Source organism: Actinosynnema sp. ALI-1.44 (assembly GCF_001984155.1).
Classification (GTDB): domain Bacteria; phylum Actinomycetota; class Actinomycetes; order Mycobacteriales; family Pseudonocardiaceae; genus Kibdelosporangium.
The window spans coordinates 212,552-236,517 of record NZ_MTQO01000040.1 but is presented as its reverse complement, the minus strand read 5'-3'; the positions used below and the strand labels follow the sequence as shown (position 1 = coordinate 236,517).

Below are 23,966 nucleotides of genomic sequence, written 5' to 3'. Positions count from 1 at the left end.
GTCTGGGATGCTGGGACGGTGAGCCGAATCCACGCACAGGCGGTCGCGGCGAACGTGGCCGGGTACCAGCACGACGAGGTCGCCGGGTACCTCGCCCACGCCTACCACCGGCGCCGCCTCGGGCTGGCGATCAGTCTGCTGGCGAGGCATTTCGCCGGATACCGGGGAGTTCCGCTCGTCGCCGACCTCGGCGCCAACGACGGACAGGTGTGCACCTGGCTGGCCGATCGCGGGATGCGGCCGATCGCGTGCGACATCGTCCCGCACGCACGGCAGGTCGCCCACGCGCGCGGTCTGCTCACCGTCGGCCTGGACGCGGGCGGCCCGCTGCCGCTGCGTTCGGCCTGCCTCGACGGGATCCTCGCGGGCGAGATCATCGAGCACCTCTACGATCCGGCCCGGCTGTTGCGCGAATGCGCACGGGTGCTGCGGCCCGGTGGGATCCTCGTGGTCACCACGCCCAACCTGGCCGGTGCGCAGGACCGGCTGCGGTTCCTGCTCGGACGGTCGCCACGGCAGGTGGACCCGTTCCACGAGTACCTCAGCGTGCACATCCGGCCGTTCACGTACGGCATGCTCGCGACCGGGTTGCGGTTGGCCGGGCTGACGCCTTCGCGCCCGCTGTCGAACTACGTGGTCTGGCGCACCCGGTTCGGCGAGGTCAGCTCCGGCTGGGCAGCGCGGTTGTGGCCGACGCTGGGCGGTTCGCTGATCGTCGCGGCGGTGCGTTGAGGACGTCTCAGAAAGGTTCATCGGTCGGCACCGGGTGCACGTTCCTGAGCACCGTGTCGAGTTCGCCCACCTCGAACCGGCACAACCCGATCACGTGCCAGAACTCGCTGGTGAGCTTGCCCTCGGTCTTGTACCGCCCATCCGGGGCGACCGCCGCCCACGCGTCGCGCAAACCGAGCAACGTCAACCGCGGCTTGGGTCTGGTCTTGTCGCCCACGTCCCAGAGCCGGGTCGTGCCGTCGTCCGCGCCGCTGGCCAGCAGCCGCCCGTCCGGGCTGAAGCAGATCGACCAGATCCGGCGGGTGTGCCCGACCAACGCGTGCAGGTGCTTGCCGGTGGCCACGTCCCACAAGTGGATCATGGTGTCGTCACCGGCCGCGGCGAACACCGTGCCGTCGCGGCTGAACTTCCCAGTCCACAGTTTGCCGCGGTGGGCTGTCAGCGTGTGCCGCGGTTGGCCGGTCCCGACGTCCCAGAGGATGGCCTTGCCGTCGTTGCTGACACTGGCAAGCAACTGCCTGTCCTCGCTGAAGGTGACCTCGTAGACCCGGTCGCTGTGTCCTGTCAGGACGTTCACGCACGAACCGCTGTCACGGTCGAACAACCGGACTTTCGAGTCGTCACACCCGGTCGCCAACCACTTGTGGTCCGGGCTGAAGGCGATGGACCGGACCCGGCCCTTGTGTTCGCGCAGGACCATCCGCTCCCCGCCGGTCGGCCGCCACCAGAGCCGCACGCTGTCGTCGTCGTTGGCCGTGGCGAGGACGTTGCCCTTGGGGTCGAACGAACTGGCCCACACGTGGTCGGTCTCGACATCCAGTTCCTGCTCCGCCTGCCACGTGTTGAGGTGCCACATGTGCATGCCGCCGTCGTTGCTCGTGGTGGCCAGCAACGGCATCGTCGGGCTGAACACCGCCGAGATGAGCTGGTCGGCGCGCCCGTGCAGCGGCCTGACCAGCTTGCCCGCGTACGGATCCCACACCCGTACGACACCGTCGTTGCCGCTGACGGCGAGCAGGTCGCCGGTGGGGTTGAAGTCCACGTTGGTGATCCGGCGGCCGTGCCCGTGCAGCTCGTGGACCTGCTGGCCGGTGTCCGAATCCCAGATCCGGACCGTGCTGTCCTTGCCGGTCGTGGCGATCTGCCTGGCGTCGCACCGGAACTCCGGCGGCCACACCGCGCCCCGGTGCGCCTGGATCTCGTAGCGTTCCCTGCCGGACCGGATGTCCCACACCTTCAACCCGCCGTCGGCGTCGCCGCTGGCCAGCATCGACCCGTCCGGGCTGATCACCAGCCGGTACACCGCCGCGGACTCGGTCCGCAGCGCGGACCCGCGGACCTGCCCGCGGCCGCCGGTGTCCAGGTGCCACAGGCGCACCGCGCCGAGCGTGTCCCCGGTGGCGACCGTGTCGGTCTCGGGGTGGAAGACGACCGAGTAGATGTTCCCGGCGTGCCCGGTGAGGTGGTGTCGCCGGTCGCCGCTCTCCGTGTCCCAGATGGACAGCACACCGCCGCGGCCACCGCTGCCCAGCAAGGTGCCGTTGCGGTTGAACGCCACGGAGTACACCGCCGCCTGCTCCGGGGCCTGCAGCCGGTGGACCTCGTGGCCCGTGACGACGTCCCAGATCCGCACTATCCCCGCGTTGTCCGCGGTGGCGAGCAGTGAACTGCCCGCGGACGGGTGGAACGCCAGTGTCCACGTCCGCCCGGTGTGCCCCGGCAACTCCGCGAGCAACCGGCCGTCGGGCACGTGCCGCACGCGCACGACGCCCGCGCCGTCCCCGTAGGCGACCAGCCCACCGCTCGCGTCGAGCGTCAACGGCCAGACCAGGTCCTCGTGGTCGGTGAACACGCCCAACGCCTCGCCGGTGGACGTGTCCCAGAACCGCACGGTCCCGTCGGCGGACGTCGTGACCAGTGCGCCGTCAGGCGGGCCGTACGCGACACCGTAGACACGGTCCAGGTGCCCCTTCAACGTCCGGATCGGCAGGCCCTTCTCGGCGTCGCACAACAACACACCGCCGTCGCCGTTGCCGACCGCGAGCATCCGGCCGTCCGGGCTGTAGGCCAACGGCTTGGGCAACCGGCCGATCTCGAAACCGAACTGCACGCCGACACCGGACGGCTGCAACCCCACGAGAACCGGTTGTCCCGGCGCCACGGCCGCGCCGCGCAGTTCCTCGGCTGTCCACAGTGAATCGCCGCCAATGACGTTCAACAGCGCGGCCCGTGACCACGAGCTGCCGGTGATGTCGGCTCCGCGCAGGTCGGTCCCGGACAGCCGGGCCTCGGTCAGGTCCGCGTCGGTGAGGTCGGCGTCGACGAGGTGGGCGTCGTCCAGCCGGACCCGTCGCAGCGTGGCCCCACGCAGGGTCGCGCGGGAGAGTTTCGTCCCGATCAGCCGCGCGTCGGTCAGATCGGCACCGGTCAGGTCGACCCCGCTGAGGTCGCGGTGCGAGAAATCCTCGCCACGCAACGAAGCGCCACGCAGGTCCGCCCGGATCGGCGCGCTCAGCCGTTTGCCCACCTTGAGCGCGTTGGCGTTCGACACGTCGTCGCCGCCCGGCCGCACGGCCCACTCACGCAGCCGGTTCGGTTCGGCCATGTCGCACAGGAAGTCCACGGTCAACTGCGACAGCGTCTGCCTGCCCAGCAGCGCGGGGCTGCGCTCGCCCCGGTTGACCTGATCGGCGATCTCGTTGGCCACCAGCCATTCCATCACCGAGCTGTGGATGAACCCGAACATCTCCTCGGCCCGCACCAGCAGGCTGCCCGCGCCGACCGCGTGCGTGGCCTGCGGTGGCGACAACGGCGTCTCGGCCAACCCGGTGAGAGCCGCCGCCACCTCGGCCACGTCGTCCAGCCGCAGCAGGACCTCTCCGGATTCCCACATCCGCACGGCGAGCGTGGTGACGGCGTGCCAGAGCTCGTCGACCGACAGCCCGGTCGGTGTGCCGGTGATCGCGTGCACCCGCTGGTACTCGAAGTTCAGCCAGGACGTCAGGATCTCCCGGTACAGCCCGGCCGCGCTCATCGCCCGCCTGGCGGTCGCCACCGCCGCGAGCCGGTCGGCGTCGAGATCCGCGACGAAGCTGAGCATCCGCGGGTTGCGGGCCAGGCCGCCGAGGTCCTCGATGCTGCCGACGAGTTCCAGCCGCCGCGCCGCGGCCTGCGGGTCGTGGCCGTAGCGGTTGACCAGGTACTGGCCGATCTGCTGCGGGGTGAAGTCCTCCAGCTGCAGGATCCGCCGCCCGGTCAGCAGGCCGACGCGTTCGCCGAGGGAGGTGCGGACCTGCTCGTCGTTCTGGAAGTGCTGGGTCCGGCTGCTCACCACGATCTTCGCCCGGCCCTTCGCCGCGGCGAGCAACGTCTTGAGGTGGTCGGCCGCTCGGTCGTAGCTCACCCTGGTCGCCAGCTCGTCGAACCCGTCGAACAACAACACGACCCGGCCCTGCCGCAGCAGGTAGCGGAACGCGTTCAGGTCGATCCGCGTCTCGCCGTGGTTGGCCAGGTGCGCGGCGACCAGGCCGTCCACGCTGTGCGCCTTGTCCAACGCCCGCAGCTCGATCAGGATCGGCGTCACGTCGGGCAGCCGCACGGGCAGGTCCATCGCGAGCTTGCGCATGGCGAACGTCTTGCCCCGGCCGAAGTCGCCCATCAGCAGCACGAAGCTGCCCTCGTCGCCCGACAGCAGCTCGATCATCTCGCCGACGACGTCGTCCCGGACGGCCGCGTCCGCGCCCGCCATCTCCCGGAACCGCTGTGGCACGTACAGGTCCGGCGGGTACACGATGTCGTTGCGCAGCCGTTCGGTCTGCCCCGCGAGGTACTCCCGCAGGTCGAGCAGGCCCTGGAACTCGGCGAAACTCCGTACCCTGACGCCGTCGCGCAGCGCCTCCTCCAGCACCGCCGCACCGGGATTCGGGCCCTGGTAGACGAGTTCGGCGCCCTGGTCGGTCCCGGTCCCCCGCAGCATCCGCACGAACGTCGCCACGTCCTCACGGGTCAACGAACCCGAGTGCGCGGCGACCCGGAACTGCTGCACCGCTTCGCCGTCGGGGTAGGTGACGAGCAGGGACGACGGTCGTCCGGCGAGCCGCCGGATCCGGGCGCCGGGGTAACGGACCTCGCACACCTCGGTGATCCGTTCCAGCAGGAGGCTGACAGGGTCCTCGTCCGGGGGCGGTGTCTGCTCGACCGGGGGCATCACCAGCGGTCCGCTGTCGGCCGTGTCCGGGAATGTCCGGTCGACCGCGCTCCACCAACGCCGGGTATGCGTCGGCGCGCTTGCTTCAACGGACAACGGCCATGTCGTGAGACCGTCGCGCGTCACGGCGAGAAGTTCGGCGCCGCCGTCAGGTGGCGGTACGACCGTCAGCCCAGACGGCAGTTCGTTGACCGCGCCGGGCGATCCGCTGGTGTGCAGCACCATGTTCAACCGCGAGCCGAGGACGCGGTCGAACGCCGCGATGTCGCTGAGCGTCTCGGAGGTCGGTTCGTCCCCTGGGACGGGCGCGTGTTCGACGATCCCGATCCGCAGGTAGCCCGACTGCTCGAAGCCCGCCATGTTGTGCGCGAACCAGTCCAGCTGCGCGGGGCCGAGCCAGCCCGGTTCGGCCAGCGACATGTGCGTGTGTGCGAGCGTGGAGTTCAGGCCCGCCACCGCGATCCGCAGGTCCGGGATGGAGAACAGCGTCCACGGCAGACCGGCGTCGAAGACCGGCCCGTCGATGTCCGGGTACAGCTGGCCGAAGATCCGCGAGAAATGCCGCCATTTGCGGAAGTACGGCGCCTGCGGCTGGATGCCGTCGGCACGGCAGTCGGCGAAGTACGCCTCACAGGCCGCCACGGTGATGTCGCCGACGCCCGGCACGATGACGACTCGCGCCGCCTCCAGCCCGAGCATGGACCGCAACCCGGTGATGAAGCTCATGGCCTGGTCGAACTGCGGCAGCGTGCCGGAATCGGTCAGGCTCCCGCTCACCACCAGCAGATCCGGGCTCGGCGCCGCCGCGTCCAACCGGCCGAGCGCCGCCCTTAAGTGGGCCAGTCGCTCCACCGGGTCGTCGTCCGTTCTGCCGAACCTGGGCGCCGCCACGTGCAGAACGCCCAGTCGCTGCCTGCGCTGCGGCGCACGCTGCACCGACGGCGGGAAATGCGAGACCTGCGGCTGCCCTTCCCTCGGGTAGCGCGGCCGGTCGTCCGGCTTGGCGCGGCCGGACAGGGCGTGGCTGATGCGCCCGAGCAGCCGGGCGCGTGCCTCCGCCGAATCGTCCAGGCCGACGAGGTCGACGAACGTGATCGGCGCGAGCAGGCCGTCGAGCACCACGTCCTCGACGCGGACCGGCAGCAGCTTCGCGGCCGTCGGGTCGTCCGCGGCACGCAGCGCGGCCATCCATTCCATCCGGCCGTAACGGGACCCCAGGTAGCTCTTGGACAGCACGGCGATGACCGCGGCCGCCTCGCGGATGCCGCGGTCGATGAAGTCGAAGAAGTGGGTACCGGGCACGAAGTCCCACGACTGGATCATCACCTTGTACCCGGCCGCTTCGAGTTCGTGCGCGATCCACGTCGCCCAGTCCTCGTCGGCCAGCGAGTAGCTGACGAAGAAGTCGACCGAGCCGGAGCCGGGCGGCCTCGGCGCGCGGGACGGCAGCACCACGGCGGCGCCAGGGTCCACATCGGACGCCTGGTCCGCGGTCCGGACCGATGCCGTCAGCGACGCGGCGTGGTCGGCCTGGACGCCGAAGACGTGCGCGAGCACACGGACCTCGTGCACCCCCACCGGCCTGAGCTCGGCCTCGATCTCGGTGAGGCTGTCGGCCGTCAACGAGTCGGCACCGGCCAGTTCGCACTCGGCCGCGAGTTGCGCGGGCGTCCAGCCGTGCTTCTCCCGCTGCGCACGAACCCACGCGGCCAACGTCGCCTTCTCCGGTTGCTGCTGCACGGTTCCTCCAGCCGGATGGCGGGCCTGGTCGCTAAGCCTCGTCGGTGACCGCGGTGGTGGCCATGGCGCCCAACGGGGCTTTTCCGTAGAGGGTCGTGCACGTGCCATAGGGGCTCATGCCGTACACCGCCAATTCAGTCAGCGTCCCGCTGAAGCCACCGGCGGGTGGCAGATCACCGAGATCGACGCGGAATTCGGGATCGACCGGCCAGGCGAGTGTCACGTGCGGGTTGAACCGGTCACCGGGTCCGCCTGCCGCGTCGCCGTTCTCGGTCACTTCGTCATACCCGAACCGGACGAGTTGGTCGCGGCGTTCCGGCTCCGTCGACGGGTCGTCGATCAGGTCACGAATCCGCGTTCCGGCGGGATCGGTCACGCGCAGTCTTCCCCGTCGCAGCGGTTCCGCAGCGGCGATCACAGCCCGTTGCAGGTCAATCCACTTCGCCGTCTTGCGAAAGTAGAGTTCCGGCGCCCCGAACGGGTTGTGCCGGTATTCGTCGCCTTCGGCGCGCAGAACGGGAATGCCTACAGCCACCGAACGGATCGCACTCACGACGTCGGCCGTTTCCTGGTCGTCGACCGTGAGCATGAAGATCGAAACATGGGGTTCGCACGGCCCCGTCGCGCCATAGGGACGTCCCAGGCGGAAGTGCGCGGCGCAGCCGTTTTCCCGCATTCGGCGGATCAACAGGTCACCGAGCACGAGCGCGTCTCGCCTCAGGTCCGGAGTGAGAACAACGACGACATCCAGTACCACCAGTGTCATCGCTCGATTCCTTTCCGAACGGCACGGCGATCAAGAGCGGCAAAGGACCACCGCGTCTTCGGGCAGATAGTCTAGCCGTACGCGGCTCAGCGCCGAAAGCAAAGAAACAATTACCACTCTTCTGCGAACCCGTACCCGAAGTTGATATTCATCTGTTCGGGCGACAACCCGCCGTCGAATGTGCGTGATCAACAGGCACCCGCCCGAGTGAATCACCAGCCCGCTTTGTGGGACGATGCGCCCATGTCCACGTCCGAAAGGCGGCCAGCAGCAATCAACGATCCAGTTGAGGTCACCCAGCCGCCCGAGGACCCGCCGGTGGGCCGGAGATCCTGGTGGCGACGGCTGCACATCCTCGACTGGATCGCGCTGGGACTGCTGCTGATCGGCTGCTTGTGCGTGCTGTCCGGCGCTTTGCCCGTCGCCGACGCGCGCGCGAGCATCACCCGCCTCGTGCCGCTGCTGTTGTTCCTCGGCTCGGTGATCATCCTGGCCGAGCTGACCGCGGCCGCCGAGGTGTTCGACGTGATCGCGACCCGGTTGTCGATCATCGGCCGTGGCCACTACCCGCTGCTCTTCCTGCTGTGCGTGGCATTGGCGTCGACGACCACGATCGCGTTGAACCTGGACACGACGGCCGTGCTGCTCACCCCTGTCATCCTCGCGCTCGCGACGGCGTTGGGCATTCCACCGCTGCCGCTGGCCATGACGACCGTGTGGCTGTCGAACACGGCGAGCCTGCTGTTGCCCGTGTCGAACCTGACCAACCTGCTGGCAGCGGACCGCGTCGCGCTCTCGCCGTCGCAGTTCGCGGGCCAGATGTGGGCGCCGCAACTGGCGTCGATCCTCGTCACCGCGGGCTGCCTGTGGATCTGGTACTGGCGTCGCGGCCGGCGCGGCGGACAGCTGCGCTACGAACTTCCCCAGCGGCGAACCCCGGCGGACCGGCCGTTGTTCGTCGTGGCCGCTGCCGCGTGCCTGGTCTTCGTCGTCGGGATCCTCGTCGGCGTGCCGATCGGCGTCGCGTCGTCGATCTCCGCCGGTGTCCTGCTGATCGCGTTCCTCGTGCGTGACCGGTCCCGACTGAGCTTCAGCCTGATCCCGTGGCGGCTGCTCGTCTTCGTGATCGGCCTGTTCCTGGTGATCGACACGCTCGGCAGGCACGGCCTCGGCGACCTGATCCAGGCCGTGGTCGGCGCGGATGACGGCGCGCTCGGCGCAGCCCGTGCGGCCGGGGCGGGCGCCGGACTGTCGAACCTGGTGAACAACCTGCCCGCGTACGTGGCAGGCGAGGCGATCGTCCCACCGGACAACCACTTGCAGTTGCTGGCGCTGCTGATAGGTACGAATGTCGGCCCGGTCATCACGCCATGGGCGTCATTGGCGACATTGTTGTGGTACGAACGGTGCCACGCGGCCGGTGTCAAGGTGCCGTTGGGGCGATTCATGTGGACCGGCGCCATACTCGCGGTGACGGCACTCGCCGCGTCCGTCGGCGTGCTATTGGTGGTCGGTTAACTTCACACAGGCGGCAATGGCCTGGCTCGCGACAGCCGCGGCGGCAATCGTCTCCGGCCGGTCGCATTTCTGCCGCCGCACGCGATGAGTGGACACATCGAGGTCAGCGAGTGACAGATCGACCGCGTTCGGATTGGTCAGGCCGAGCGCGACGGTCACCACCAGTTGCGCGGGATCCGGTACCACCGTCTGGTGGAACACACCGGCGGGCAACTCGTAGCAGTCACCGGAACGGTAGACGTCGACGACGGCCGTCTCATGGCGAACCAATCGGCCGGTCGCTCTGATCTCGTCGCCTTCGGCACTGCTGTGCACTTCGAAAACGCGGTGCGTCGGGGCCGCATTGTCGTCGAGCACCCTGATCACCAGGTTGTGCAACTCACCGGCGAGCACACAGCTGAGCAGTTCCCAACTGTGGCAGTGCGTCGGCAGGGTCGTCAGCGAGGTGTGCCACTGCGGGCCCCACAGGTGCACGCACACGCCTTCGTCCCCGTCCCTGTGCACTGGCAGGCACAGAAAGCCGAGTGGGTGCCTTATCGCGGTCATGGCGGCGCGGCCGGACGCCACATCGTCGAGAACACCGGCGGCCCATTCGCCGACCTGGCCGGTCCTGCCGTTCTTGATCGCCTCGGAAAGAGTGAAGTACAGCGTCATGCCGAACACCCGGGGAATAGGGTTCACTTTCCCCGAGTGTATCCGACTGCCGCGCTCACCCCAACGGCGTGATGAGCCGATGGATCAATTCGCCGGAATGCCGGACAGCACGTGCCGTGCGGCGATCTCGACGCCGTCGACCGCGATTTCGGCCGACACCTCCCCGGCCCGTGCGACGACCTCGGATCGCAGCGCGTGGTCCAACGCCGCCGCCAACGACTCGGCCGTCGGCGCTTTCGACAGGTGCGCGTGCCCGATCCCCAGCGCCCGCACCCGGTCGGCGAAGTAGAACTGGTCGAACATCTGCGGGACGACCACCTGCGGCGTGCCCGCCCGTGCGACGGTCGTCGTGGTGCCCGCACCGCCGTGGTGGACGACGGCGGCCAACCGCTTGACCAACTCCTGGTGGTTGACCTCGCCGATGGCGACGCAGTCCGGGGAACTGTCGACGACGGACAGATCGGCCCAGCCCCGCAGGACGATCGCGCGGCGGCCGAGTTCCCGTGCCGCACCGATCGCCGCGGCGCTGTACTCCGGCCCGACCCGCATGCTGCCGAATCCGAAGTAGACCGGCGGCTCGCCGTCGTCGAGGAACTTCACCAGGTCCACGTCCAGCGGGCGCTCGTCGGCGCGGATCCACGCCCCCGTCTGCAGCACGCCGCCGGGGTCCGGCCATGGCGCCAGCACGGGGTCCGCGGCCAGCATCGGCCGTTCGCCGAGCATGTGCTCGCGGACGTCGGCGATCTCGGGCATTCCGGCCGACGTCCGGCAGGAGTTGAGCACGGCGAGGAAACCGGCGTTGAACCGGTCGGCTTCCCTGGCCCACAGCGTGGTGTTGCCGACGCCGGGCTCGTGCGTCCAACCACCGAACTGCAGCGGAGGGTGCGCCGCGGACGGCAGGCTCTGTGGGCAGAAAGTGCCGAAGGCGTACGGGATGCCGAGGCGCTCGGCGGCCGAGTGGGTGGCCGGCTGCAGCATCCCGGTTCCCACGACGGCGTCGAATCCCTCCGCCTGCGCGGAAACCGTTTCGAACTGGTCGATGACGCTCTGTTCACCGGCCTTGCGCAGTTGCTCCGGCGTGAGCTTCGCCGACGCCTTCCCGCCGAGGTCCGGTCCGATCGGGACGAACGAGATCCCCGGTGTTCCCATCAGGCCGCGGAAATCCGGCGGCGCGACCAACCGCACCTCGTGGCCGAGCGCGTACAACCGAACTGCCAGCGCCAACGTCGGCTCGAACTCCCCACGCGACCCGATCGTGGACAGCAGTACTCGCATCAGCTTTTTCCTCACGTCCGACACGTGAGCGCCACCGCTCACGGCCGACGATTGTGGAGCGTACCCGGGGTCTTGCCGCAAGCCCCCCACCCTGCTATACGTTGAAGTGGGAAGAAATCCCCTCGCCTTTCGGGCAACTCCAGCGAATCGCCGAAACCCGTCGCCTCGCCTGCCGCCGGGATGATTGGGTCATTCAGATGTTATCATCATCCGAACTGGTGGTCACGCGGGATGCCGAGGGTGGTGAGCAGGTCTTCATGCAGCTGGAACCAGGTGGAGTGGTACGAGTCCATCCGGTCGGTCAGGTAGTCGAGCCGACCTGCTTCGGCGTGCGCGAGCGCGTCGCCCAACCGGATCTGGTATCGACCGAACCGCGACAGCGCCGACGTGAGAACCGAGCAGACAGCCACAGCCCGCTGGTGGAACTCCGTGAACCGGGCGAGCACCCTGCTGTCGTACGCGGCGTCGGTGTGGTCGTTCATCCGCGCAGTGCCGCCGACGGGTCGCATCTGCCACGCCGAGCACAGGTCGAGCAGTTCCGGGTTGAGCACGAGGAAGTCCTCGAACGCCTTCGTGATCACCGCCCGCGCCCCCGAAGCGTCGAGCTCCGCGGCGATCCGGTCGGCGTCGGCCACGCGGCCGTCGCCGGTGAGGTTCCAGCCGCCGCCGAACTCGCCCGTCGACCGGGTGACGAGCCCGGCGACCGCGAGGTCGATCAGTTCGGACTCCACATCGGACTCCGACATCCTCGCGCCGGAAGGGTCGAGAGCGGCGGCGATCCGGTCGATCGTGGCATGGCCCATGCAGCGCAGCGTGTGCAGCACCAACAGATCGCTGCCGGTCTTATCAGGAGAGTTCGACACGACCCCAGGCTACCGCCGTGAAGTGGATCCGCCACCTCTCGCCCGAGATCGAGGAATCCCCGGAAACCATTGGCGGCAAGGCGTTCGGCCTTGTCACGCTGATGCGCCTCGGCCTGCCCGCACCACCGGGGTTCGTCATCACGACGGCGGCCTGCCGCGCGTTCCTCCACACCGGACAGTTCCCCGGCGGGCTGGTGACCGAGCTGGCGTCGGCGCTCACCGAACTCGGCGCCCGGCAGGTGTCAGTCCGGTCGGGCAGCGAGGTGTCCATGCCCGGCATGATGGACACGGTTCTCAACGTGGAACCGGAGGACGTCGAACACTCGGTCGCCGCGGTGTTCGGATCGTGGAACACACCACGCGCCAGGACCTACCGCGCGCTCAACGACATCCCGGACGACCTCGGCACAGCGGTGACCGTGCAGAAGATGGTGTACGGCAACCGTGACGAACACAGTGGTACGGGCGTCGCGTTCAGCCGCAACCCGAACACAGGCGAGCCTGCCCCGTACGGCGACGTCCTGTTCGGGCACCAAGGGGAAAGTGTCGTCTCGGGAGCGGCATCGCCCCTGCCGCTGGCCGCGCTCGACCGCGAGCCCCAGGTCCTCGAAGCGCTCACCGCGGCACTGGCCCGGATAGAGGGCCACTACCGCGACGCGTGCTACGTGGAGTTCACGTTCGAATCAGGCGAACTGTGGCTCCTGCAGACACGACCGGGCCGGTTCGTCGGACGCGCCGCGATCCGTGTCGCCGTCGACGTGGCGGACGCTGGAATCATCAGCCGTGCCGAGGCCGTGCACCGAGTCTCGCAGCACGACATCGAGACCGCCCAGACGGCTCATATGGAGGCAACCGCCGTCCTTGCGCGCGGCCTCGGCGCGTGCCCGGGCGTCGCCACGGGCACGGTCGTCACCACCTCCGACAAGGCCGCGCAGGCCAACGGACCGGTCATCCTCGTCCGGCCTGAGACGTCACCGCTCGACATGCACGGCCTGGCAGCGGCCAAAGGCGTGGTCACCGCACGCGGCGGCCCCACCAGCCACGCGGCTGTGGTCGCCCGTGCCATGGGCAAACCCGCTGTCGTCGGTGTGCCGGGCCTCGCGGTCGATCACGGCTCCATCAGCGTGAACGGCCAGGCGGTCCCGGAAGGAACACTCGTCACGATCGACGGCACGAGCGGCGAGATCGCACTCGGCCGGGTAGAAGTCACCACAGCCGGAAGCGACCCGCACCTGACCCGGCTGCTCGGGTGGGCATAGTGCGCACGCGCGAAAGGGCGTACCGGCGCACCGCGATTCGGCCCAACAGGGCATGATCGGCCCGGTGTTCGGTGTCAGCGTCATCACCCCTGCTGCCCTCGCCCGTTCGGCCGCACGGCTAGGCGTCGGGCATCGGGCTGACTGTGTGGGCGAGGATGCAGGCCTGCGGCCACTTGCTGCCTTCGGACAACAGGTGAGCGGTGACAGTGAACCCGGCTTGAGCGAGCAGTTCCGTGACGTGGTCGGGCTGCAGCAGATATGCGTCGTACGAAACCGGGTGGCCGTAGGAGGTCTCCGGGTGCAAGTGCTCGTCACCGACGTGGAACCCGACGAGCAAGTGCCCACCTGGTGCGAGCGTGCGCTGGAACTCGGCGAACACCACTGGCAGGCTCTCCGGGGGCGTGTGGAAGATCGACCACCACGCCACGATGCCTGCCAACTGGCTGTCCGGCAGGTCGAGCCCGGTCATCGAGCCGACCTCGAAGCGCAGGTCGGGATACGAGCGGGTGGCGATGTCGACCATCCGCGGCGACAGGTCGATCCCGAACGCGGACAGGCCGAGGGAGGTCAGGTGCGCGGTGACGTGCCCGGGGCCGCAGCCGATGTCGGCGACCGGTCCGCCGCCGCAGTCGAGCACGATTTCCGAGAACGCCCCTAACATCGCTCTACCCAAGGGCTCCTGCGCGAAGAGGGTGGTGACAAGTTTGGTGTAGTCCTCGGCGACGGTGTCGTAGGAGTCACGGGTCGCGGCAAGGTATGCGGGCTCGCTCACGGCCGGAGACCCTATCGGTTGACACATCCGGCGGCTGGCGAACCGCGTGGACTCGATCAATGATTGTCGTCGGCATGACAGGAAAGGGAGAGCAAGTGGCTGCGAACGTGCGCAAGGTCGACCGGGGCGAAGCCGAAAGCGACTGTCCAGTCCAGCGGAACCCCGACGGGACTTGGCAGATCAACGGCTACTCCGCCGGACGAGCGTTCCTGCGCGAACACGCCACGGTACAAGCAGGTCTCGGTATCGAGACCGTCGAGAACTTCCCGGAGAAGATCCGCAGGCCGGTGCTGTACCGGGACGGCAAGGAACACCGGGAACACCGCAAACAGACTGCCCGGTTCTTCACACCCCGGCGTGTCGACGAGTCCTACCGGTCGGTGATGGAACGAGTCGCCGACGCCCAGGTCGCGTTGCTGCGCAAGGGCGACGCGGTCCAACTGGCCGACATGAGCTTCCAGCTGGCGGTGGACGTGACATGTGCCGTGATCGGCCTGACCGAGAGCAAACCTGGGATCAAACGACGACTGGACCGGTTCTTCCCGGAAAAGTTCGGCAGTCCCGGGTTCACCAGCCTGAGCGGGCTCTACTGGACCTGGCGCCAACTGGCGGGCTGGTCGTCGATCTACTTCAACGACGTCCGGCCGGCGGTCCGCGTCCGGAAGGCCGACCGCAGGGACGACCTGATCTCGCACCTGCTCGACGAAGGCTGCAGCGCGGCGGAGATCCTCGGCGAATGCCTGACTTTCGCGGCTGCCGGAATGGTCACCACCCGTGAGTTCATCGTGATGGCGGCGTGGCACATGTTCACCGACGACGACCTGCGATCCCAGTACCTGGCGGCCGACGAGCCGAACCGGTTGCTGATCCTGCACGAGGTCCTGCGCCTGGAACCCGTGCTCGGTCACCTGAAACGGCGGACGACCAACGACATCGAGGTGGAGTCGGTGACTGTGCCCGCGGGTTCGACCGTGCGGATCCACATCGATCACGCCAACCTCGATACCGGGGTGGTCGGCGAGGAACCCCTTGCGCTCTGCCCCGGCCGCACGATCGGCGACGGCGGCAGCACGACCGGTCTGTCCTTTGGAGAAGGTGCACACAAGTGCCCAGGCTCGCACGTCGCGATGCTGGAGTCGGATATCTTCCTGCACAAGCTGTTCTCACTGGACAAGGTACGGATGGTCGAGCCACCGCGGATCGCGTTCAAGGACGAGATCGCCGGATACGAACTGCGGGGCATGACGGTCGCCGCCGGCTAACGGATGCGCACGGCCTCGACCCAGGCAGGCGGCTGCGGTGGCCTGTCGCCGACGAGTCCCGCGATCATCCGGCACGCGGGATTCTCGTCCGGCCAAGGCGTGTGGCCGTCGGTCAAGACGATGACGAGCTGCGGTCGGCCCGGTGTGGACAGTGCCGCGTTGATGCCTACGCGCATGTCCGTCCCGCCGCCGTCCGCGAGCTCGTCGACCGGCGTCCGCGCCACGAAGCGCGCCGCGAGGAGTTCGATCCGGGCCACCATGACGCGGGCGGTCAGCTCGTCGGCGCCCTCGAATCCATGAACGCTCGACCCAGGAACCCCGAATCGGCGGCCCCGGGCCCAAACGCTGAGAACCTCGGAACTGAACAACGCCCCCATTGCCCCCTCCACACCCCGAAAGTCCACCCGGGAAAAAGCCCGGCGAGCAGAGAGACCAGCCGCCTACCTGCTTCTCCGCCAGCTAGGTCACTGCTGTGGCGAGGTCGGCGAGGTGGCGCGGCGGTGGACTTGGCCGTCCTGATCCCAGCCAACCCGGTTCTTGCTGACCTGATCTCCGCCAACGTGCCCTCCGTTGCTGAGCCCTGCGGGATCCTGGCCGTCGATATCTAGGGCGGGCGGGGACAGTGCAGCGTTTCCTTCGCGGGTCGCCGAGTGGGTGACACGGTTTGCTGCCCTGGTTGATCCTTGGCGGGCGGGGTCATGGGATCGTGGTCCATACTCCTGAGGAGATCGGGGTACTGGTGCGTCCTTTGCGGTGGTTGATCGGCTGGAAAGCCTGATCGGGATGGTGGCGGGCACGTCCGAGTGGGCTTACTCCGTGGCCAGGGCTGTTACGGGTGCTGAGCGGGCTGCTCGTCTGCCTGGCAAGACTGAGGAGATCACTCCGGCGACTATTGCCACTATGGCGACCACTGCTGTCTGGGGTGATGACATCGAAAAGGTCACCGTAGTGAAGTTCAGTTCTTTGCTGACCGCCTGTGTTCCGATCCAGCCGAAGAAGGTGCCTGCCGCGATGCCGACTGCTGTGCCGACTGTGCTCAGGAGGATGGCTTCGATGGCCAGCATCTTCCTGAGTCCGGTGCGTTGCATTCCCAGTGCGCGGAGTAGTGCGGATTCTCTGGTTCGCTCCAGCACTGACAGGCCCAAGGTGTTGCCGACGCCGGTGAGGGCGATCAGTACGGCCACTGCCAGGAGCATGGTGGTGAGCATCAGTAAGCGGTCGAGGAATTCGGCGTAGCTGGCCTTGGCTGACAGGCCTCCGCCGACCTCGGCGCCTGTGATGGGGGCGACCACTGCGCGCAGTTGGGAGCGCAATGCGGTGATGTCCACGTCCGGGGCTGTGGTCGCCCACACCGTTCCCACTGCCGCTGTCGAATCCACTGTGGCCAGTGTTTTTGGCGAGACCACCACTGTGTCGGCGGGTGCCAGGTAGTCACTTGTCGCCGGCAGTGTGACCGATCCGGTTTTGCCGAGGAGGGTTGCTGTTGTCAGCTTCAGGTACGGGTCCGCGAGTATCTGGTTGTCGCTGACTCCTGGGACGCCGAGGACACGCAGGTTTGTGCCGTTGGCCTGGACTCGCGTTGACCGGAGTTCCTGAGTGCTTGTGATTCCTTGCACTGCGGCGATGTCTCGCGCCGCGCCTGGTGGTAGCTCGCCGTCGAACAGGGAAACCGTGACATCGACGGGGAACCGGTGGCTGAGATTGGCGTTCGCCGTTGCCTTCATGCTCGCCGCGCCGACCTGGAGGGTGACGACGATGCCCACGGCGACGATCAGTGCCGCGCCGGTTGCCGCCGCTCGACCCGGGTTCCGTGTCGTGTTGTTCGCGGCGAGCCGGGCTGTTGGGCCGAAACGGGCCAACAGCCCTGTCGCCACTCTCAGGAGAGCGGGGAGGTAGATGCCCGTTGCCGTGAGCAGTCCAGTCGCGAACACCAGCAATCCTCCGACGGAGAACAGCAACGCGAACGGCGACTCACCCGTTCCCAGCCAGACCCCCGCCAATCCCACCACCATCAGTACGGTCGAGAGCACGGCACGAGACCTCGACGCGCGCCGCTCGGCCTGCCTGTCCGCGACTGGCCGCAGTGCTTCCAGCGGTGAGATCCTGATCGCCCGGCGCGCCGGGACGACGACCGACAGCACGGCCAGCACCACGCCGACCAGGGCGACGGCCGCTATCTGCCCCGTCGGCACCGTGAGCACTTGACCCAGCCGGTTGGCCACGATCGCGGACACGCCGACGCCGAGTACCAGCCCGAGCGACGAGCCGATCAGGCCGATCGCGGTCGCCTCGACGAAGAGCCCGCGCCTGATCTGCGTGTTGCTCGCGCCAAGAGCTCGCAGCAGACCTATCTGCCTGCGCCGCTGGGTGACCAGGATGAGGAACGTGTTGACGATCATGATTCCGCCGACCAGCAACGCGATCGCCCCGAACACCAGCAGGAGCAATTGGAAGAGGAACACGCCGTTGGTCTGCTCGCTCATCTTCCGTTGCGCGAACTCGGACGAGGTCTCCACCGCGTTGCCGCCCGCGACCTGCTCGATCCGCTCGGCCAGGCGCTCCGGCGTGGCAGCCCCTGTTCCGATCACGAGGATCTCGGTCTGCAGCGAAGTCCGGATCGACGCTGCGCCGGTGTAGAACGCCGGTGCCACGAAGGAACTCTGCGCCAGGCCGGACAGGAGCGAATCACCTTCGTCGGTCAGCCCGACCACCCGCAGCGTCGCCGAGGAGTTCGCGTCGTTGATCGTGATCTCGTCGCCGACGGTCATGGTCAACTGCTTGGCCGTCACTGTCCCGAGCGCGATCTCGTCCGGCCCCTGAGGCCAGACTCCCTGCGCCACGCCGGTCCACCGCAACGCCGGGTTGTCCGGTACGGACTGCTGCTGCACCCACTCCGACGAACCTGTCACCCGCCCGTGTGACAGGTAGCTGAGGTTCGCGGACGCGACACCGTCGATCCCGCGGACACGCTGCACCAGGCCTGGATCGTCGGCGGTCACGGTGACCACCACGTCCGTCTTCGCCGTGCGGGCGATCACGCTCCTGTCCAATGTGGCGCTTTCGCTGGCCAGCACCGTCGCCGATGCGGCCAGATACCCGACGCTGATCGTGATGGCCAGGACGACCGCGACGATCCGCCGGGGATTCGCGCGCACCTCCGCCAACGCCATGCGCAGCACGACCGCCCTCATGACGCCAGGCTCCGCATCGCGCCGAGCACCGCATCAGGCGTGGGGGAACTGACATCGTCGACTATGCGGCCGTCGCTGAGCACCAGGGCACGGTCGGCGAACGACGCCGCGATCGGGTCGTGGGTGACCATCACGATGGTCTGGCCGAGGTCGCGGCACGACGTACGCAGGAAGGACAGCAGCGTCGATGCCGTCGTCGAGTCGAGCGCGCCCGTCGGCTCGTCGGCGAAGAGCACGTCGGGTCTGGTGACCAGGGCACGGGCGATCGCCACCCGTTGCTGCTGGCCGCCGGACAGTTCACCGGGACGGTGGTGCAGCCGGTCGTGGATCTTCAGCGAACAGACCACCGAGGACAACAGGTCCCTGTCCGGCTGCCGCCCGGCCAGGTCGAGTGGCAGCAGGATGTTGCTCAGTGCCGTCAGCGTCGGGACCAGGTTGAAGGACTGGAACACGAAGCCGACGCGGTCCCGGCGCACTCTCGTGAGCTCGCGGTCGGACAGAGCCGTGATCTCCTGGCCGCCGATGTGCACTTCGCCGCCGTCGGCGCGGTCGAGCCCGGCGAGGCAGTGCATCAGGGTGGACTTGCCCGAGCCCGATGGCCCCATGATCGCGGTGAACGTGCCCGCGGGGAACCCCACGGTCACGCCTCGGAGGGCCGATACCGCCGTATCGCCCGTGCCGTATGTCTTCGTCAGGCTTTTCGCCGCTGCTGCGCTTCGCACGTGATCGAAGCTACGGATCCGGGGCCTGGCGCACATCGGACCACGGTCCGGAGTTGTCTATGACCGTGGTCCGATGCCGGATGTCCTGTCAGGACGCCGCGAGAACGTCGGAGACCCACACCCGGTTACTCATGTCTGAAACGACCTGTCACCGGCGTCACCGGGCGCACCGGACATCACCACCTGGTCGCTGACCCGTCACCAGGAACGCCGTCACCAACCGGTCACCGCACTCGCTGCCCAGTTGCAGGTACACGCCGTGCCCACCGGTACCCACCGTCACCATCGCCGCGCGCTGGCCGAGTGCCCGCCGCAGCCGCAGCGCTCCGACCAGGGGCGCCGCCGGGTCACGGGTGCTCTGCACCATCAGGATGGTGCTCGGGCCGTCGGCCGACACCCGGACCGGTTTGTCGGCGGGGAACGGCCAGAACGCGCACGGCGCGACGTTCGCGACCATGCCGGCGGTCATCGGGTACTGCGCACGCGACCGCAGCACGTCCCGCTGGTAGACCTGGACTGATGTCGGCCACGCGACGTCGTTGCAGATCGTCGCCCCGGCCACGGCGGCGATGTTCTGCAGCACGTTCTCCGGCGGCAGCGGGAACGGCGGCGGAGTGCCTCCGGTTCGCGCCGCGTTCATGGTTTTCGCGATGAGCGGGAACCCCGCGTCGGTGTTCATCCCGCGCACCACCGCTTCGCGCAGCGCGTTCCCGTTGAAGGAGCCGATCGGTGCCTGGTCGAGCCGGGCGGCGAGCTCCAGGTACAGCGGGCGGACAGCCTCCGGCGAGCCGGCCACGCGATCCGGGTTGTCCGGGCGGCTGGCCCACGCGGCGAAGTCGGGGAAGCGGTCTTCCACGCCGATCGCCTGGTTGGCCATCACCTTGCGCCACAGTACGTTCGGGTCGACCTCGTCACTGCTGTCGAGCAGGACGCGGTCGGTGTTGCCCGGGTGGAGCGTCGCGTAGTAGGCGCCGACAGCGGTTCCGTACGAATGCGCCCAGTACGAGATCTTCCTCTGTCCCAATGCCTTTCTGATCTGGTCGATGTCGTGTGCCTCGTTGCGAGTGCTGATGTGCCGCAGCAACGGTCCGGCGTTGCGGACACATGTGTCGGCTATTCGTTTGGCACGCGTGACGTTCTCGCTGATGTCGCCGCCCGGCCCGGGCCACTGGCTCAGGCTTCTGACGTCGTCGGAGGTCAGGCCGCAGCTGACCGGGTTGCTGCGGCCGACTCCGCGCGGGTCGAAACCGATGATGTCGTAGCGGTCCTTGACCTCCTGCGGCAGCCGCGCCCCCAGCTTCCACGGCCGGTCAAGTCCGGAATTGCCAGGGCCGCCGGGGACGAGCAGCAGCACACCGCGCCTGCTCTCCGGGCGTGCGGCGGCGATCCTGGACACGGCAAGGGAAATCCGGCCCCCAGCCGGGTTGGCGTAGTCGACGGGGACGGACACGGTCGCGCATTCCTGTCCCAGGTCGACGGAATCGGGCGGGCACTCGCCCCAGTCGAGTGCCCCCGCCGCCGACGCTGACGCCGCCGCCGGAACTGCCGTCAACGCGGCGGCGGCGACCAGCACAGTCGCTAGTTTCCTCATACGGCCAAGACTGGCTCGCGGCGCCGGGGCTGACCATCAGGCCAGCCTGACGGGCAGTGGTGAGGGCAGCCCTACGGCTTGCGCGCCATGAAGTACCCCTGCGGTCCTTTGTCGTAGTCGGCCGCCACTCGCTCCAACCGGGCCACCTCGGTGAATCCGGCCCGTCCAGCGAGTTCCGCGACCCGGTCGACCGGCATCCAGTACACGTCTATGGACACGTCGTGACCGTAAGCGCGTGTCAGGTGCCGCCGCTCATCACCGCTCTTGAACGCGAGCAGCAGCTGCCCGCCGGGTTCGAGCACCCGGAAGAACTCGGTGAAGACGCCGGGCAGCTCGTCCTGCGGCAGGTGGATGATCGAGTACCACGCGACCACGCCGCCGACGGAACCGTCCGGGAGGTCGAGTGCGGTCATCGAGCCGACGTCGAACCGCAGGCGCGGGTACTCGCGCCGAGCGACTTCGACCATCGCGGGCGACAGGTCGATGCCGAAGACATCGAGGCCGAGGTCGGCCAGGCGCGTGGTGATCCGGCCGGGACCGCAGCCGATGTCGACGACGGTGCCCCGCACGCCTTCGGCGAACGCGGCCAGCATCGCCCGGTCGAACGGCATGCTGTCATGCGCGTCTTTCAGCGTGTCGTGGTAGGCGTCGGCGACGGTGTCGTACGAGTTCCTGATCTCGGTCAAGTAGCTGGGTTCGGTCACGGCCTCAGACCCTAGTCATAGGATGTTTCGGACCGTGGTCGGATGCGGGGGCACCCCGAAATGCCTAGTTTGGACCCGTGCCCCCACGCCCATGGATCGCGGACACGGTCTGGGCGGCCGTGCTGGCCGCCCTGAGCGTCTACTTCGCGTACCCCTATCCAGCCGGTTGCCTGCTGGCGCTGCCGTTGTGCGCGGCGCTGGCCATCAGGCGCACCTGGCCCGTCATCGCGCTCGTGGTCGGCGCCGTCGCCGCAGGCGTCCAGGCAGTCGTGCTGACCCAGGTCACCGTGTCGATCCTGGCCGTGCCGATCATGGTGTACAGCCTGCGGCGCTGGTCGGGCCGGACGTTGGGGGTGATCAGCCTGGGCATCGCGTTACTGGGCGCGGTCGCGGCGCCGGTGATCTGGCTGCAGGGCACAAGCGCGCGGGACATCGGGGTCACGGTGCTCTGCTACGCGCTGGTGATCGTCGTCGCGTACGGCGTCGGCCTGCGCGTACGCGAGCGGGAGGAGGCCGCGCTGGCCACCGCGCGTGCCGAAGCGGCCGAGGAACGCGCCGAGATCGCGCGCGAGGTGCACGATGTCGTGGCGCACTCGTTGTCGTTGATCGCGGTCCAGGCCGAGGGCGGCCGTTCGAAGGCCATGCGCGATCCGGCCAGCGCACCGGCGATCCTCGGTGTCATAGCCGACGAATCGCGGCACGCGCTGGACGAGATCAGGGACATGGTCACGGTGCTGCGCAAGGGCGGGGTGTCGAACGACCAACGCGGCGCAGCGGGGATACAGGATCTCGTCGCACGCCTGGGTGACCGTGCCCGGCTCACGGTCGTCGGCGAGATCGGCCCGTCGATGGGCTTCACCATCTACCGCGTCGTCCAGGAGGCGTTGACCAATTTCCTGCGCCACGCCGGGCCGCTGGCGACGGTCGCCGTGACCGTGGCTGTGGACAACGCCCAGGCCGAGGTCACTGTCCAGGACGACGGCCTCGGCACGGCGGCGTCGACCGACGGCAAGGGCCACGGCCTGACCACCATGCGCGAACGGGTGCAGGCTCGCGGGGGCACTTTGACCGCGGGTCCGCTGGCAACCGGTGGTTATCAGGTCCGCGCAACGGTTCCGGTGATGTCATGACGCCACAACACACTTCCCCCAGCGTCCCGCCGCCGATGACCACGGCCTCCGATCGCGTTGAGCGCCACCGCGCAGCGCCTTGCGAGTGGACGATGTCGATGCTGATCCTGATGCGCGCGATCGTGGAAACGCGGAATCCGGTTCGCCGCACCGGCCCGACTGTCGCGGAAGCCTTGCGTCACACCGCTTCCACGCTGGACGCGGTTCGCATGGTCGACGATGGTGTGCCGCGGCCTTGGTCGTCTGGTGGTATCGGGGCATGAGCCTTTCGGTTTTCCTTGTCGACGACCAGCGGCTGGTTCGGACCGGGTTCCAGATGATGATCGAGTCCGATCCCGGTCTGCGGGTGGTCGGCGAGGCCGGGGACGGGGCCGCCGCCGTCGAGGCCCTTCGGTCGGTGGATGCCGATGTCGTGCTGATGGACGTCCGGATGCCGGTGATGGACGGGGTGCAGGCGACTGCCGCGCTCACTGAATCGGGGCATCGGGCCAAGGTGCTCATCCTGACCACTTTCGACGTGGACCAGTACGTGTTCGCCGCGCTCAAGGCCGGGGCCGCCGGGTTTCTGCTCAAGGACGCCCGTCAGGAGGAGTTGCTGTCGGCCATCCACGCTGTGGCCGATGGCGGGTCGGTCGTCGCGCCGACCGCGACCCGCCGGTTGCTTTCCCATGTGCTCGGCTCCTTGCCCGGCAAGACCGCGGACCCGCGGGTGGACACGCTCACCGGGCGGGAGGTCGACGTGCTGCGGCAGATCGCCGCGGGCGCCACCAACAAGGAGATCTCCGATCACCTCACCATGGCCGACGGCACTGTCAAGACCCATATCGGCAACCTGCTGGCCAAGCTCGACTGCCGGGATCGCGTCGGGCTGGTGCTGTTCGCGTTCGAAACCGGATTGGCGAAACTGCCGGGTTAGCGGTGTGATCAGGGTGTGACATCGATCTGGACGGGTGAACGAGTTCGGCTGCGTGGCGTCGAACCCACGGACTGGGAGGTGTTTCGGCGGTTCGACGAGCACTCGGCGGACATGCGAGCGGCCGACATGATGTATCCACCCCGCTCCGCGGAGGGATACCAGCGGTGGGCCGAGGACCAGTCCACCCGCGAGCCTCGGGACGACGAGTTCGCACTGGCCATCGAGGCCGACGGGGCGTTGGTCGGGTCCATCTCGACGAGCGATGCCGACCGGCTCGCCGGAAGGTTCAGCTACGGCGTCGCCATCGGCGACGAACACAAGCGGCGTGGATACGCCAGTGAAGCAGCCATCCTGGTGATGGCGTACATGTTCGCCGAGCGCCGCTATCACAAGTGCGAGGTCAGCGTCTATGCCGTGAACGAGCCGTCCATCCATATGCACGGAAAACTCGGCTTCGTCACCGAGGGGCGGCTGCGTGAGCACGTGTTCTTCGCGGGCAGGTATCAGGATCTGGTCATGCTCGGCATGACCGCCCACGAGTTCTGGGCGCGTCACGCCGAACGTGTGTCCGCTGTTCTCAGACCGAGCTAGGGAAGGGCTGGTTGCTCAGGAAGCCGTTGATCACGCCGAGCAGGAACGCGGGCTCCGGTCAGTGAACCGCTAC

19 protein-coding genes are annotated in these 23,966 nt (G+C 68.4%); 8 read left to right on the top strand and 11 right to left on the bottom strand.

Annotation, left to right across the window (positions count from 1 at the left end; all coding sequences use genetic code 11):
• Positions 1-18 precede the first annotated feature (18 nt).
• Positions 19-732: a class I SAM-dependent methyltransferase gene (locus ALI144C_RS54355; RefSeq protein WP_076987709.1), complete on the top strand. Its 714-nt coding sequence runs from the start codon at positions 19-21 to the stop codon at positions 730-732.
• 7 nt (positions 733-739) lie between these two features.
• On the opposite strand, the gene ALI144C_RS15090 is transcribed toward ALI144C_RS54355, so the two are convergent.
• On the bottom strand, positions 740-6,679 hold the full coding sequence (locus tag ALI144C_RS15090) for a TIR domain-containing protein (protein WP_202818946.1): 5,940 nt from the start codon (positions 6,677-6,679) through the stop codon (positions 740-742).
• A gap of 31 nt (positions 6,680-6,710) precedes the next feature.
• Positions 6,711-7,445, bottom strand: coding sequence for a hypothetical protein (locus ALI144C_RS15085; RefSeq protein WP_076987708.1), 735 nt, complete (start codon positions 7,443-7,445; stop codon positions 6,711-6,713).
• Between the two features lie 243 nt (positions 7,446-7,688).
• On the opposite strand from ALI144C_RS15085, the gene ALI144C_RS15080 reads away from it, so the two are divergent.
• Positions 7,689-8,963, top strand: coding sequence for an SLC13 family permease (locus ALI144C_RS15080; protein ID WP_076987707.1), 1,275 nt, complete (start codon positions 7,689-7,691; stop codon positions 8,961-8,963).
• Here ALI144C_RS15080 and ALI144C_RS15075 read toward each other — a convergent pair.
• The 3 genes from ALI144C_RS15075 to ALI144C_RS15065 form a co-directional block, all read right to left on the bottom strand.
• A complete protein-coding gene (locus ALI144C_RS15075; protein ID WP_143230653.1) occupies positions 8,946-9,644 on the bottom strand; it encodes a hypothetical protein in 699 nt (232 codons plus the stop codon). The two genes, ALI144C_RS15080 and ALI144C_RS15075, sit on opposite strands and share 18 nt — an antisense overlap.
• A 57-nt stretch (positions 9,645-9,701) precedes the next feature.
• A complete protein-coding gene (locus ALI144C_RS15070; protein ID WP_076987706.1) occupies positions 9,702-10,892 on the bottom strand; it encodes a glycosyltransferase in 1,191 nt (396 codons plus the stop codon).
• Positions 10,893-11,098: 206 nt separating this feature from the next.
• Entirely contained in the window at positions 11,099-11,755 is a 657-nt protein-coding gene (locus ALI144C_RS15065) for a transcriptional regulator (protein ID WP_076987705.1), read from the bottom strand.
• A gap of 17 nt (positions 11,756-11,772) precedes the next feature.
• Between ALI144C_RS15065 and ALI144C_RS15060 the strand changes: the two genes are divergently transcribed.
• Positions 11,773-13,014: a PEP/pyruvate-binding domain-containing protein gene (locus tag ALI144C_RS15060; RefSeq protein WP_076987704.1), complete on the top strand. Its 1,242-nt coding sequence runs from the start codon at positions 11,773-11,775 to the stop codon at positions 13,012-13,014.
• A 118-nt stretch (positions 13,015-13,132) separates the two neighbouring features.
• Here the strand turns inward: ALI144C_RS15060 and ALI144C_RS15055 are convergent, their stop codons facing one another.
• On the bottom strand, positions 13,133-13,813 hold the full coding sequence (locus ALI144C_RS15055; RefSeq protein WP_076987756.1) for a class I SAM-dependent DNA methyltransferase: 681 nt from the start codon (positions 13,811-13,813) through the stop codon (positions 13,133-13,135).
• 68 nt (positions 13,814-13,881) lie between these two features.
• On the opposite strand from ALI144C_RS15055, the gene ALI144C_RS15050 reads away from it, so the two are divergent.
• Complete coding sequence (locus ALI144C_RS15050; RefSeq protein ID WP_237774147.1) at positions 13,882-15,048, top strand: cytochrome P450; 1,167 nt, start codon at positions 13,882-13,884, stop codon at positions 15,046-15,048.
• On the opposite strand, the gene ALI144C_RS15045 is transcribed toward ALI144C_RS15050, so the two are convergent.
• The 5 genes from ALI144C_RS15045 to ALI144C_RS15025 all read right to left on the bottom strand — a co-directional run bounded on the left by ALI144C_RS15045 (position 15,045) and on the right by ALI144C_RS15025 (position 21,256).
• Complete coding sequence (locus ALI144C_RS15045; protein ID WP_143230652.1) at positions 15,045-15,425, bottom strand: hypothetical protein; 381 nt, start codon at positions 15,423-15,425, stop codon at positions 15,045-15,047. The genes ALI144C_RS15050 and ALI144C_RS15045 overlap by 4 nt on opposite strands.
• A 432-nt stretch (positions 15,426-15,857) precedes the next feature.
• A complete protein-coding gene (locus ALI144C_RS15040) occupies positions 15,858-18,239 on the bottom strand; it encodes an FtsX-like permease family protein (protein WP_076987702.1) in 2,382 nt (793 codons plus the stop codon).
• On the bottom strand, positions 18,236-18,997 hold the full coding sequence (locus tag ALI144C_RS15035) for an ABC transporter ATP-binding protein (protein ID WP_076987701.1): 762 nt from the start codon (positions 18,995-18,997) through the stop codon (positions 18,236-18,238). The genes ALI144C_RS15040 and ALI144C_RS15035 overlap by 4 nt, the downstream gene beginning before the upstream one ends.
• Positions 18,998-19,118: 121 nt before the next feature.
• Positions 19,119-20,552: an alpha/beta hydrolase gene (locus tag ALI144C_RS15030; RefSeq protein ID WP_076987700.1), complete on the bottom strand. Its 1,434-nt coding sequence runs from the start codon at positions 20,550-20,552 to the stop codon at positions 19,119-19,121.
• 71 nt (positions 20,553-20,623) lie between these two features.
• A complete protein-coding gene (locus tag ALI144C_RS15025) occupies positions 20,624-21,256 on the bottom strand; it encodes a class I SAM-dependent methyltransferase (protein ID WP_076987699.1) in 633 nt (210 codons plus the stop codon).
• 77 nt (positions 21,257-21,333) lie between these two features.
• On the opposite strand from ALI144C_RS15025, the gene ALI144C_RS15020 reads away from it, so the two are divergent.
• The 4 genes from ALI144C_RS15020 (at position 21,334) to ALI144C_RS15010 (ending at position 23,893) form a co-directional block, all read left to right on the top strand.
• A complete protein-coding gene (locus tag ALI144C_RS15020) occupies positions 21,334-22,386 on the top strand; it encodes a sensor histidine kinase (protein ID WP_143230651.1) in 1,053 nt (350 codons plus the stop codon).
• A 92-nt stretch (positions 22,387-22,478) separates the two neighbouring features.
• Positions 22,479-22,649, top strand: a complete 171-nt coding sequence (locus ALI144C_RS55465; protein ID WP_168211257.1) for a hypothetical protein — start codon at positions 22,479-22,481, stop codon at positions 22,647-22,649.
• The gene (locus ALI144C_RS15015) at positions 22,646-23,302 is read left to right on the top strand and encodes a response regulator (protein ID WP_076987697.1); all 657 of its coding nucleotides are present in this window, start codon (positions 22,646-22,648) and stop codon (positions 23,300-23,302) included. Before ALI144C_RS55465 ends, ALI144C_RS15015 begins: the two co-directional genes overlap by 4 nt.
• A 15-nt stretch (positions 23,303-23,317) precedes the next feature.
• A complete protein-coding gene (locus ALI144C_RS15010; RefSeq protein ID WP_076987696.1) occupies positions 23,318-23,893 on the top strand; it encodes a GNAT family N-acetyltransferase in 576 nt (191 codons plus the stop codon).
• The last annotated feature ends 73 nt before the right edge of the window (positions 23,894-23,966 follow it).

What these genes read in the sequence shown, in the direction of transcription:
- ALI144C_RS15030 (WP_076987700.1), bottom strand. Translation starts at nt 20,552, where the DNA reads ATGAGGAAACTAGCGACTGTGCTGGTCGCCGCCGCCGCGTTGACGGCA.
- ALI144C_RS15070 (WP_076987706.1), bottom strand. Translation starts at nt 10,892, where the DNA reads ATGCGAGTACTGCTGTCCACGATCGGGTCGCGTGGGGAGTTCGAGCCG.
- ALI144C_RS15080 (WP_076987707.1), top strand. Translation starts at nt 7,689, where the DNA reads ATGTCCACGTCCGAAAGGCGGCCAGCAGCAATCAACGATCCAGTTGAG.
- ALI144C_RS15085 (WP_076987708.1), bottom strand. Translation starts at nt 7,445, where the DNA reads ATGACACTGGTGGTACTGGATGTCGTCGTTGTTCTCACTCCGGACCTG.
- ALI144C_RS55465 (WP_168211257.1), top strand. Translation starts at nt 22,479, where the DNA reads ATGTCGATGCTGATCCTGATGCGCGCGATCGTGGAAACGCGGAATCCG.
- ALI144C_RS15055 (WP_076987756.1), bottom strand. Translation starts at nt 13,813, where the DNA reads ATGTGTCAACCGATAGGGTCTCCGGCCGTGAGCGAGCCCGCATACCTT.
- ALI144C_RS15035 (WP_076987701.1), bottom strand. Translation starts at nt 18,997, where the DNA reads ATGTGCGCCAGGCCCCGGATCCGTAGCTTCGATCACGTGCGAAGCGCA.
- ALI144C_RS15040 (WP_076987702.1), bottom strand. Translation starts at nt 18,239, where the DNA reads ATGAGGGCGGTCGTGCTGCGCATGGCGTTGGCGGAGGTGCGCGCGAAT.
- ALI144C_RS15015 (WP_076987697.1), top strand. Translation starts at nt 22,646, where the DNA reads ATGAGCCTTTCGGTTTTCCTTGTCGACGACCAGCGGCTGGTTCGGACC.
- ALI144C_RS15045 (WP_143230652.1), bottom strand. Translation starts at nt 15,425, where the DNA reads ATGGGGGCGTTGTTCAGTTCCGAGGTTCTCAGCGTTTGGGCCCGGGGC.